This window comes from Streptomyces sp. NPDC048411 (assembly GCF_040704695.1).
Lineage (GTDB): Bacteria > Actinomycetota > Actinomycetes > Streptomycetales > Streptomycetaceae > Streptomyces.
Map to the genome: position 1 here is coordinate 1 of NZ_JBEZKL010000190.1, position 10,324 is coordinate 10,324.

Sequence of the window (10,324 nt, forward strand, 5' to 3'; positions counted from 1 at the left end):
AGGTCATGTGGCGGAGCCACCTGTCCTGCGGCGCCGTGCGGCGAGCGTGCGTGCCGGGCGTCGGGGCGCAGGCGGGGAACTCAGAACAGGCCCTAAGGCTGTGGGGGAGATCGATGGCGCACCCGGCCCCGGGGATGCGCCTCAGCGTTGCTGGCCCGCCATGACCGTGGCGAGGCCGATGACGACGAGCAGCGAGCCGCCCCAGGTCCACATCGAGGTCCGCTCGTGCAGCACCGTCGATCCGGCCATCACAATCAGCAGGTAGCCGAGCGCGTTGAACGGGTACGCGATGCTGAGCGGCACCTTGGCCAGTGTCGCCATCCAGGCGAGCGCGGAGACCGCGAAGACGACCAGCCCGAGGATGACCCACGGGCTGGTCGCGGCGCGGATCGCGAGCGATCCCCCGTCGCGCCCGGCCGTCGCCGCGGCACCCTTCATACCGTGTTTGAGCATGATCTGGCCGCCCGCCGACGCGAACACGGCGAACAGGAGCAGCGTCAGACTGGGCAGGGTCAAGGTCTTGCTCCTGACTGCGGGGGCGGGCGGCGGCCCGGGTGCGCGTGAGGGGGCGGGCACGGAGGCGGCGGGAGCCGCGGTCTCAGACCCCGATCCGGTCGGCAGGGACGTGCTGTCGGTTGAGGATGTCCTGAACATCGACGTGCTCTCCAGCGATGATCGTCTCGGCCGCATGCGGGGTGAGCAGTGCGACGTGCTGATAGCCGAACAGCGTCGGCCGGATCCGGGTCAGCAGCTTCGAAAGCCCGCTGAGGATCAGGGGGAGGGGGCCGCGGCCGCCGAGCAGGGACCAGAACGGCGCCCCGGTGGAGGCGACGTCGAGGACGTCGTAGCCCGCGTTCCGGACGGTGCGGCGCAGGCTCGCCCGGGTGAAGAAACGCAGATGCGTTTCGTCGAGGATGCCGCGCCGGTCGTAGTCGAAGATCCCGAGCGCGACCCGCAGCCGTGAGTACCAGTGGCTGAAATTCGGCACGGAGAGCAGCACCCGGCCGCCCGGCCGCAGCACGGTCGCCACCTCGGAGAGGACACGTTCGGGGCGGGAGAGGTGCTCGATGACATCGCCGGCGACCACATAGTCGAAGTCGACACCGATCTCGGCGGGCAGCCCCTCCTCCAGGTTGGCGAGATGGAAGTGTGTGCACTTCTCGCGGACCCCCGGCACCTCGATGTAGTCGACGCCGGTCACTTCGTGGCCGAGGGCTTCGAGGCGCTGGGCGAACAGCCCGCCGGAACAGCCGAGATCGAGCACCCGGCCGGGCGGGAGCGCCCGCATCTTCTCCAGGATGACGGCGTGCGAGGAGCCGTCGCCCTCCTTGAAGGCGTACTCGACCGGCTTGGGGATCCAGGCGCAGGTGCCGAACCCCTTGACGGCAAGACGGTATTCGAGGACGTCCTTGACGACATCCTTCGCGTACTTCATGCCGTTGACGTAGCAGATCTCGTCGCCGTAGTACGTCGGTACGGGGATCTCCTTGATCCGCATTCCTTCGTTGAGCAGCTGGACGATGATCTGCGTGTCGAAGTCGAACGCGTCGGTGTTCCGGCCGATCGGCAGTTTCTTGAGTGCCGCGACGCTGTAGGCGCGGTAGCCGGAGTGGAATTCGGTGAGCTGCGAGCCGAGGAGCCGGTTCTCCAGTCGGGTGAGAATGCGGTTGCCGAGCCATTTGTACATCGGCATGCCGCCCTTGAGGGCGCTGCCGGACTTCATCATCCGCGATCCGAACACGGCTTCGCATTCTCCGCGTTCAATGGGGTCGACCATGTCGGGAAGCAATTCGGGGGCGTACTGTCCGTCGGCGTGCAGCAGCACGATGATGTCGAGTCCGTGTTCGGCGGCCAGCGCGTATCCGGCCTTCTGGTTCCCGCCGTATCCGAGGTTCTTGGTGTGCCGCATCACGACGGTCCGGGGCATCCCCTTCGCTTGGGACCAGCGGCATCCTGCGGTGAAGGTCGCGTCATGGCTCGCGTCGTCGAGAATGAGGACCTCCGAGATCCGGGACCGGAAATCCTCCGGAATGCGGTCGAGGGTGTTCTCCAGCGTCGTCTCGGCGTTGTACGCGACCACCAGGATGCCGATCCTGGGGCTGGTGCTTTCCTTCACGGGAGGTTCTCCAGTTGTGCTCGGGTGTGGTCAGTTGCCGGCGAAACCGGACGGCTGTGAGGCACGGGGCGCCGTGAGCGACGCCCGTTCGACGGAGGGCGACGAGGGCACGGCCGGCGGGGCGGCGAGGATCTTGCGGACGCCGGCGACCAGTCCGATCGCGAGGACGAACCACCCGGCGGCGCCGAGCTGCAGCACCGTTTCGCTCCAGCGCACGGCGGAGCGCCCGTGGTAGCCGAGGACGGCCGTCCAGCCGAGCAGGCAGTTGTACGCGAGCCCCTCCCAGAGCCCGATGACGAACATCGCGGCTGCCGCCCAGGTCAGGTACTGGAGGGCGGAGGCGGTGGAGAGGAGGAGCAGCAGGCCCATCGTCACGGCGACGACCACGGGCAGCTGCGCGGGCCGCACCCAGGCCAGCCAGACGCCGACGGCCACGCAGATCAGCACGAAGAGGAAGTGGCCCTCGCCGCGGATGAAGGCGATGAACGACTCCGGCAGACCGAGCACATCGGCGAACCGGACGAGCCCCCAGAGGCGGTAGTTGCCGCCCGCGTACTCCAGGACGTTCTCCTTGAGGTTCGCCGGCACGGTCACCAGGACGGGCCCCCAGACGAGGGCGACCAGGGCGGTGAACCCCGCGGTGAAGCGGACGAACACCGGCCGCCCGCCGCGCAGCGCGACGACGAACAGCGCGGGGATCACCACGACAGGGATGAACTTGACGCTGATGGAGAGCGCGGCGGTCACCCCCGCGGCCAGCGGCGCCTTCCGGTCGGCCAGCAGATACCCGGCGGCGAGGGCGAAGGTGATGGCGACCGCGTCGGTGTTGCCGTGGTACCCGGAGGTGGCGATCAGTACGGGGCTGAGGGCCACGCCCACTCCGCAGGCGACCGCGGTACGGAGAGAGCCGCGCCGACGGACGATTTCGAACACGACGAGCGCACAGAAGAAGTCGGCGACCGAGGCAGGTGATCGAATCAGCGTTCCGAACGGAATTCCGAGTTCGGCGAGTTCGTTCAACCCGAGAAGCATCCATCCGGCCAGCGGCGGATGGTTGTAGACGGGCAGGCCGGGCAGCGGCTGCTCATAAATGCGAATGGGGCCGTAAACGGTGATGGCCTTTGCGAAACCTTGAAAGATGCGCACGTCGGCGGGGCCCGGTTTGGCTGCCGCGATCAGCATTCTGACGAGCAGCCCGACGGCTGCGGTGACGAGCACGACAGCTCTCGCGCGTCGCACGCTCCAGGTGTCGCGCCACATTCGGATACCCATGAAAACAGAACATAGCAACCTGAGGCCGCTATACAGCGCACCTGTCAACACACTTAAGCGGGATGGGAATCGATTCCCTGCTCAACAGCACCCACACCGGATGGCCCGAATCACTCGAATGGCCCATCCAGCCTGCATTCCCACGAGCCCGTTCGCGTCCATCGCCGCTTCCCGACCGAGCCCGATGCCGGTCCCCCGGTGTACGGGGGCCGGCACCGGGGAACACCGCTGCGCCGCCTACAGCATCCGGTCGACCACCCGCTGCGCCGCGTGCCCGTTGTCGAGATCGCAGAAGTCCCGCCGAAATGCCTCGTACGCCTGCGCGTGTCCCTCGGTGGCCCGGACCGGATCACGCAGCGCCTCGACGAGGTCGGCGGAGTCGGGGATCAGGGGACCGGGAGCGCGGTTCTCGAAGTCGAAACAGAAGCCGCGCAGGGTGTCCCGGTAGTGGGCCAGGTCGTACGTGTGGAAGAGCATCGGGCGTCCGGTCTGCGCGAAGTCGAACATCAGCGAGGAGTAGTCGGTGACCAGCACGTCGCTGATCAGCATCAGCTCGCCGACGTCCCCGTAGCGCGAGACGTCCCGCACGAAGCCGCTTCCGGTGTCGGGGAGCCGTTCGGTGACCAGATAGTGACGGCGCACCAACAGCACACTGTCGGAGCCGAGTTCCCGTTCGGCGGCCGCCAGATCGAGCTGAAGGTCCAGGGCATACCTGCCGCCGCCCTGCGGCCGGTCCTCGCGCCAGGTCGGCGCGTACAGCACGACCCGCCTGCCCGGGGGGATCCCCAGCCGCTCCCGCACCGACGCGGCCACCTTGGTGCGGTCCGAGGCGTGGAAGAGGTCGTTGCGGGGGTAGCCGCACTCCAGCGTCTCACCCCGGTAGCCGAAGGAGCGCCGCAGGACGGGGGTGGAGAAACTGTTCGGGGAGACGAGGACGCTCCACTGACGTGCGCGCTGTTCAATGGTGGCGATGTAGGCGGCGTTGGCCTGGGCGGTGCCCGCGAGGTCGAGACCGATGCGCTTGAGGGGGGTGCCGTGCCAGGTCTGCACGACGGTCTGGCCGTCGCGCCGTTCGAACCAATCGGGCAGCTGGGTGTTGGTGACGATGTGGCGGCTGCGGGCCAGCGCCTCGTGCCAGGCGGCGGAGCCGTGGACGACGGCGGTGCCGCCCGCCGGGATGCTGGCCTGCTGATCACGGATGACCCACAGGTGCTCGAATTCGGTCGTGCGGGCGGCCAGTTCCTCGTAGATCGCCCGCGGTGAGTCGGAGTACTGGCGGCCGTCGAAGCTGCTGTAGAGCACGGCTTCGCGCAGGGGTGCCGCCGTGCGCTGCCGTCCGTACGCCTCGCGCAGCAGCCGCTTGCCGCGGACGCCGCGTTCGGCGGCGGTGAGCACCGACGCGCAGTTGATGAGCAGCTGGTCGTGATAGCGCCGCTCGATGACGTACCGACGCCCCGCAAGGGTTCGCGTGGCGGGGAGGGTGCGGTGGGCGGCGGCGGGGATGCGCAGCGGCAGGTCGAGCACGTCGTCGCCGGCGCCCTTCTCGCGGAGGAAGAGGTACCAGTGCCCCTCGCCCAGCGGCAGTGCCCCGCCGGGTGCCTCGACGGCGTCCGGCCGCAGCTCGGCCCGGAAGCGGCGCGCCTCGGCGGGACCGGAGAGGGCCACCGGGAACACGGCCTCCTCCCGGTGTCCGCTGTGCCGGGCGACCAGCTCGACGGGGCGGTCCGGTTCGTCGGGGAAGGTGCCCTCCAGGAGCAGCAGACCGTCCTCGGTCCAGCTCGCCAGCTCGCAGACGGGCTGTACGATCCGGTCGCTGATCAGCAGATTGCCGCGGGAGCCGGCGGTGAGAGCGAGCTCCCGCCTGCCGCCGTCCGCGCCGCGCGCGACCGGGTAGCGGCCCGGCAGGACGGGACCTGGCACATCGATCGGTGTCCGGCGGCCGTCCGGTCCGACGAGGTGGAGGCTGTACGGGACGGTGCCCGCGCCCGTCGGCGGCCGGGCATCGGTCAACGCGCCGAGCGGGATCTCGGCGGTGAAGCGCCGCCAGCCCGCCGCCGACGGCACGGCGCCCTCGTGGACCGCCGCCGGACAGTCGAAGGAGGTGCCGGACGACCGGTGGGTGAGGCCGATCCGCAACGGGCCCGTGCCGAGGCGGTCGCGGATCATGCCGTCGATCACCACGGTGCGCGTCCCGTCGCCCGCGTCGCCCTCCCGGTGCGTCTCGAACCGGGCGTCGATCCGCTCGGCGTGCAGCACCAGCTTGCCGCTCTCGAAGGCGGGCACGATCCGGTGGTCGCCGTCCGGCCGGTGCACGGGCGGTGGCGCCGCCGCCTCGTCGGTGGAGACGTCGGAGCGGCGCAGCATCCCGTGCCCGGCGATGCCGATTTCGAGCCGCCAGGTGAGCCGTTCGGCAGGGCCGCCGGGATCGATCCGGAGCCTGGCCGGGTCGACGACCGTCTCGAAGCCGGACCGGTCGTAGTCGTGCAGGCTCTGCCGGGAGCGTGCGGTGGCCTCCGGCTCGTGGACGGTACGCAGCCGCAACGGCACCAGATGCCGTCGGCCGGCCCGCAGCCAGCCGGCCCGGAACTCGCTGCGCCGCGAGGCGGCGGGCAGGTTGCGGATGTAGGCGTACCCCTTGAGGTGCAGCTTTCCGCCCTTCCAGTGCGCCTCGCGCAGCCGGGCGGTGAGCGGCAGGTCCCGGTCGCCGACGCGCAGCACCGACCGTGGCACGGGCCGCGTCAGTCCCGGGTACGAGGCGCTGCGGCGCCGCACGCCCCGTACGGCGAACGCGCCCGGTTCGGCCTTGTCGTGGGCGAGCAGCGCCAGCAGTTCGTCGATGCGGCGTTCGCGTACGAGGTGCCACATCAGGCGCAGGCGCAGCGGCAGCCCGTCGAGGACGGTGGGGTCGACCTGGTCGGTGAACTCGTTGGCGTAGGTGAGGAAGGCGCGGCGGTACTCGTCGTCGCCGTCGGGCAGCGCCTCCATGAAGTACCAGAGGTCGTTGGCGAGGACATGCGCCTCGTAGCGGCGCTTTTCGGCGGCGCTGCGGTGCTCGTCGAGGAAGGTGGAGACGCCCAGTACGTGCGAGGCCCGGTCCTGGATGCCGCGGACGACGGCGCGGCTGGTGGTGATCGAGCCCGCCCGGTCGCGCCAGTGGTAGACGGGGTCCTTGACGACGTCGACGGTGCGGGCCAGGAAGTGGGCGGGGAGGACGACGGGGATGTCCTCGTAGAGGGCGCCGACCGGGAAGGCGAAGGCGTGCTCGTTCCAGAAGGACCGGCGGAAGACCTTGTTGCAGGCGATCCGGTCGGCGGCCAGGTCCCAGTCGCGGGAAATGTGGGTGCGCAGCCGGGTGCTCGCCATGGGTTTGCGGAAGTTGGGCGACTGCTGGAGCTTGCCGGACGCGCGCAACCGGAGCACATTGCCGGACGCGAGGTCGGACCCGGTCTCGTCGAGTGCGCTGACGAGGAGTTCGTACGCGCGGGGCGGAAGGGTGTCGTCACTGTCCACGAAGGCGAGGTAGCTGCTGCCCGGGTCGCAGTTGCGGACACCGGTGTTGCGGGCGTGCCCGAGTCCGCCGTTCTTCTGGCTGACCAGCCGGAAGCGGCTGTCCTGCGCGGCAAATGCGGTGGCCAGGGCGGCACTGTCGTCGGTGGACCCGTCGTCGACCATCACCACCTCCAGATCGGCCATGGTCTGCTCCGCGAGGGACTTCAGGCAGTCCGTCAGATAGAGCTCGACGTTGTGGACGGGGACGACGACACTGAGCCGTGGCGGCATGTTGAGCACGTCCGTTCATCGGGGGCCTGGTTGTCCGTATGGCTCAACCCCGTGAACGCCCGGGGGTCACCGGTTACGGCCTCGAATGTGTGACATTAGGCGCCGTCCAGGAACAGTCGTCGCACCACGCATTCGGCGGCGCGCCCGTCGTCGTACGGACAGAACCGCTCCCGGAAAGCGGCCCGGAGCGCGGTGGTCTCCGCCGACCGCCACTCCCCCGACCTGAACACCTCGAGCAATTCGCCCTCGGTGGTGGCGACGGTGCCCGGAGTGCCGCCGGGGCGGCCGGACAGCAGGTCGACGTAGGTGCCGCGCGAGGCCCGGTAGGCGGCCCGGTCCGGGGCGTAGCTCACGATCGGGCGGTCCAGGCAGGCGGCTTCCGCCTCGACTTCGAGACCCGTGCCCCCGGCCCGCTGCTCGTCGGCACGGACGAGATCGCCCGGGCGCTGCGCAACCCCGGCACCCTGGCCGCGTCGGCGCAACGGCATGCGCAGGCCTACGAGAGCTTCCGCAGGGACTTCTGCGACCCTGGACGACGGCGGGGCGGCGGCCAGGGTCGTGGACCGGCTGCTGGCGGCGGGGGCGGTCAGTTCTTCTTGAGGGCGGCGACCGCCGAGGCGGCGAGATCGTCCAGGTACCCTTTGGGCAGCTCGCCGCGGACGACCGCGAGCCGCCAGTAGAGCGGTCCGACGATCAGGTCCAGCGCGCGGTCCGGGTCGCTGCCCTCGGGCAGCTCGCCGCGGGCGACGGCGTCCCGGACGACCACGGCGGCGATGCCCTGCTGGGGGTCCAGCAGGGCCGCCTTGATCGTGTCCGAGATCTCCGGGTTGCGGGCCGCCTCGACCAGCAGGTCCGGGATGACCTGCGAGGCGAGGGGGTGACGCAGGGCATAGGCGGCCAGTTGCAGGACGGCGCGGACGTCCCCGTACAGCGAACCGGTGGCCGGTGCCGGCATGCCCTGGACCGCGACGGCGGAGACCAGGTCGAGAACCAACGCCAGCTTGGACTTCCAGCGGCGGTAGACGGCGGTCTTGCCGACGCCCGCGCGCCGGGCGATGCCCTCGATCGACATCCGGGCGAAGCCGACCGCCGCCAGCTCCTCGAAGACGGCGCTGCGAATGGCATCGGTGACGTCCTCGCGCAGCACAGCGGCTCCGGCGGGGACGCGACGGCGGGTTCCCGGGTCGGTGGTCATGGCCAGAATGATAGTCCGTAACGACGAAACGGTTGCGTTGCGACGTCTTCGCGTCCTACCCTCGACGTAGCGACGATACGGTTCCGTTCCGGCGTTCGCGATTGTTCCTGCCCTCCCGTCGAAAGCGATCGTGGTGAGCCAGACAACAGCCTCAGCGCCCCCGCCGGCCGCATGTGCCCAGGCGGTGACCGATACGGTCCCCGCCCACGCGCTCCACCCGGTGTACGAACCGGGCGAGCTCGCGGCGCTCGCGGCCCGGCACGGGCTGACTGTGAGCGGCGCCCGGCCGACCCTGGGCGCCTACATCCGGCAGCTGTGGGGGCGCAGGCACTTCATCACGGCATTCGCCACCGCCAAGCTCACCGCCCAGTACAGCCAGGCGAAGCTCGGCCAGATCTGGCAGATCATGACCCCGCTGCTCAACGCGGCGGTCTACTACTTCATCTTCGGCGTCCTGATGAACACGAAGAGCAACGTCGTGGACTTCGTGCCGTTCCTCGTCACGGGCGTCTTCGTCTGGACCTTCACCAGCAGCTCGATCACTGCGGGCACCCGCGCGATCAGCGGCAACCTCGGCCTCGTACGGGCCCTGCACTTCCCGCGCGCCTCGCTGCCGATCGCCCTGGCCCTGCAGCAGCTCCAGCAGCTGCTGTTCTCGCTGAGCGCGCTGGTGCTGATCCTCATCGCGGTCGGGCAGTTCCCGCGGCCGTCCTGGCTGCTGGCCATTCCGGCACTCTTCCTGCAGGCCGTGTTCAACACCGGCGTCTCGATGGTGGTGGCACGGCTGGCTGCCCGGACCCCGGACATCGCCCAGTTGATGCCGTTCATCCTGCGCACCTGGATGTACGCCTCCGGCGTCATGTGGAGCATGGACGCGCTGCTCAAGGGAGACCGGGTCCCGCACTTCGTGAAGGTCGCGCTGGAGTGCAATCCGGCCGCCGTCTTCATCGACCTGATGCGGTTCGCCCTGATCGACAGTTTCAGCGGGTCCCAGCTGCCCCCGCATGCATGGGCCGTCGCCGCGGGCTGGGCGCTCGTGTGCGGGGTCGGCGGCTTCGTGTACTTCTGGAAGGCCGAGGAGCTGTACGGACGTGGCTGAGAACATGAATGGCACCGACGAGCGGGTCCCGACCGTCGTCGTCGACGACGTCCACGTCACGTACAAGGTCAATGGCGCCCGTACCGGAAGGGGGAGCGCCACCTCCACCCTCAGCCGGATCGCCTCGCGGCGGCAAACCCCCGGAGTACGCGAGGTGCACGCCGTGAAGGGCGTCAGCTTCGCCGCGTACAAGGGCGAGGCCATCGGCCTGATCGGCTCCAACGGCTCCGGGAAGTCGACGCTGCTGAAGGCGATCGCGGGTCTGCTGCCGCCTTCGAAGGGCCGGGTCCACACCCAGGGCCAGCCGTCGCTGCTCGGGGTCAACGCAGCCCTGATGAGCGATCTGACCGGCGAACGGAACGTCATCCTCGGCGGGCTCGCGATGGGCATGACCCGCGAGGAGATCCGCGAGCGCTACGAGCAGATCGTCAACTTCTCCGGCATCAACGAGAAGGGCGATTTCATCACCCTCCCGATGCGGACGTATTCCTCGGGCATGGGTGCCCGGCTGCGCTTCTCCATCGCCGCCGCCAAGAGCCATGACGTCCTGCTGATCGACGAGGCGCTGTCCACGGGCGACGCCAAGTTCCAGCGGCGCAGCAAGGAGCGCATCATCGAGCTGCGCAAGGAAGCGGGCACGGTCTTCCTGGTCAGCCACAGCAACAAGTCGATCACCGAGACCTGTGACCGGGCGATCTGGCTGGAGGCGGGGACGCTGCGGATGGACGGTCCGGCGAAGGACGTCGTCGCCGCGTACGAGAAGTTCACCACCGCCAAGAAGTAACGGCCTCCCCCGCCATAGGGAGTGGGCTCCCTATCGCGGGGGAGCCGTAAGACCCGAACCGAAGGGGGCGCCCCGGGC

Annotated in this window: 8 protein-coding genes and 1 pseudogene; 3 read left to right on the forward strand and 6 right to left on the reverse strand. The window is 69.7% G+C overall.

Annotated features, from left to right (window positions below):
* Window positions 1-141: 141 nt before the first annotated feature.
* From AB0915_RS35935 to AB0915_RS35955, 5 genes are all read right to left on the reverse strand, one after another.
* The gene (locus AB0915_RS35935) at window positions 142-516 is read right to left on the reverse strand and encodes a hypothetical protein (protein WP_366695121.1); all 375 of its coding nucleotides are present in this window, start codon (window positions 514-516) and stop codon (window positions 142-144) included.
* 82 nt (window positions 517-598) lie between these two features.
* Window positions 599-2,116 carry a bifunctional glycosyltransferase/class I SAM-dependent methyltransferase gene (locus tag AB0915_RS35940; RefSeq protein WP_366695123.1) on the reverse strand — a complete coding sequence of 506 codons (1,518 nt, stop codon included), beginning with the start codon at window positions 2,114-2,116 and terminating at the stop codon, window positions 599-601.
* Window positions 2,117-2,146: 30 nt separating this feature from the next.
* Window positions 2,147-3,388 carry a hypothetical protein gene (locus AB0915_RS35945; protein WP_366695125.1) on the reverse strand — a complete coding sequence of 414 codons (1,242 nt, stop codon included), beginning with the start codon at window positions 3,386-3,388 and terminating at the stop codon, window positions 2,147-2,149.
* Between the two features lie 237 nt (window positions 3,389-3,625).
* A complete protein-coding gene (locus AB0915_RS35950; RefSeq protein ID WP_366695131.1) occupies window positions 3,626-7,168 on the reverse strand; it encodes a bifunctional glycosyltransferase family 2 protein/CDP-glycerol:glycerophosphate glycerophosphotransferase in 3,543 nt (1,180 codons plus the stop codon).
* 95 nt (window positions 7,169-7,263) lie between these two features.
* Window positions 7,264-7,650 (reverse strand): CDP-glycerol glycerophosphotransferase family protein, encoded by a 387-nt coding sequence (locus AB0915_RS35955; protein WP_366695133.1) that lies wholly within the window; start codon window positions 7,648-7,650, stop codon window positions 7,264-7,266.
* Between AB0915_RS35955 and AB0915_RS35960 the strand changes: the two are divergent.
* Window positions 7,543-7,768, forward strand: a pseudogene (locus AB0915_RS35960) (CDP-glycerol glycerophosphotransferase family protein); the annotation flags it as partial. The gene AB0915_RS35955 and the pseudogene AB0915_RS35960 overlap by 108 nt on opposite strands.
* On the opposite strand, the gene AB0915_RS35965 reads toward AB0915_RS35960, so the two are convergent.
* Window positions 7,755-8,363 (reverse strand): TetR/AcrR family transcriptional regulator, encoded by a 609-nt coding sequence (locus AB0915_RS35965; RefSeq protein ID WP_366695127.1) that lies wholly within the window; start codon window positions 8,361-8,363, stop codon window positions 7,755-7,757. The pseudogene AB0915_RS35960 and the gene AB0915_RS35965 sit on opposite strands and share 14 nt — an antisense overlap.
* Window positions 8,364-8,547: 184 nt before the next feature.
* On the opposite strand from AB0915_RS35965, the gene AB0915_RS35970 reads away from it, so the two are divergent.
* A complete protein-coding gene (locus AB0915_RS35970; protein WP_366695129.1) occupies window positions 8,548-9,462 on the forward strand; it encodes an ABC transporter permease in 915 nt (304 codons plus the stop codon).
* A 4-nt stretch (window positions 9,463-9,466) separates the two neighbouring features.
* Window positions 9,467-10,246: an ABC transporter ATP-binding protein gene (locus AB0915_RS35975; RefSeq protein ID WP_366695135.1), complete on the forward strand. Its 780-nt coding sequence runs from the start codon at window positions 9,467-9,469 to the stop codon at window positions 10,244-10,246.
* Window positions 10,247-10,324: the final 78 nt, after the last annotated feature.

Excerpts from the sequence above, each read along its gene's own strand:
- AB0915_RS35950 (WP_366695131.1), bottom strand. The coding sequence starts at position 7,168 with ATGCCGCCACGGCTCAGTGTCGTCGTCCCCGTCCACAACGTCGAGCTC.
- AB0915_RS35965 (WP_366695127.1), bottom strand. The coding sequence starts at position 8,363 with ATGACCACCGACCCGGGAACCCGCCGTCGCGTCCCCGCCGGAGCCGCT.
- AB0915_RS35975 (WP_366695135.1), top strand. The coding sequence starts at position 9,467 with ATGAATGGCACCGACGAGCGGGTCCCGACCGTCGTCGTCGACGACGTC.
- AB0915_RS35945 (WP_366695125.1), bottom strand. The coding sequence starts at position 3,388 with ATGGGTATCCGAATGTGGCGCGACACCTGGAGCGTGCGACGCGCGAGA.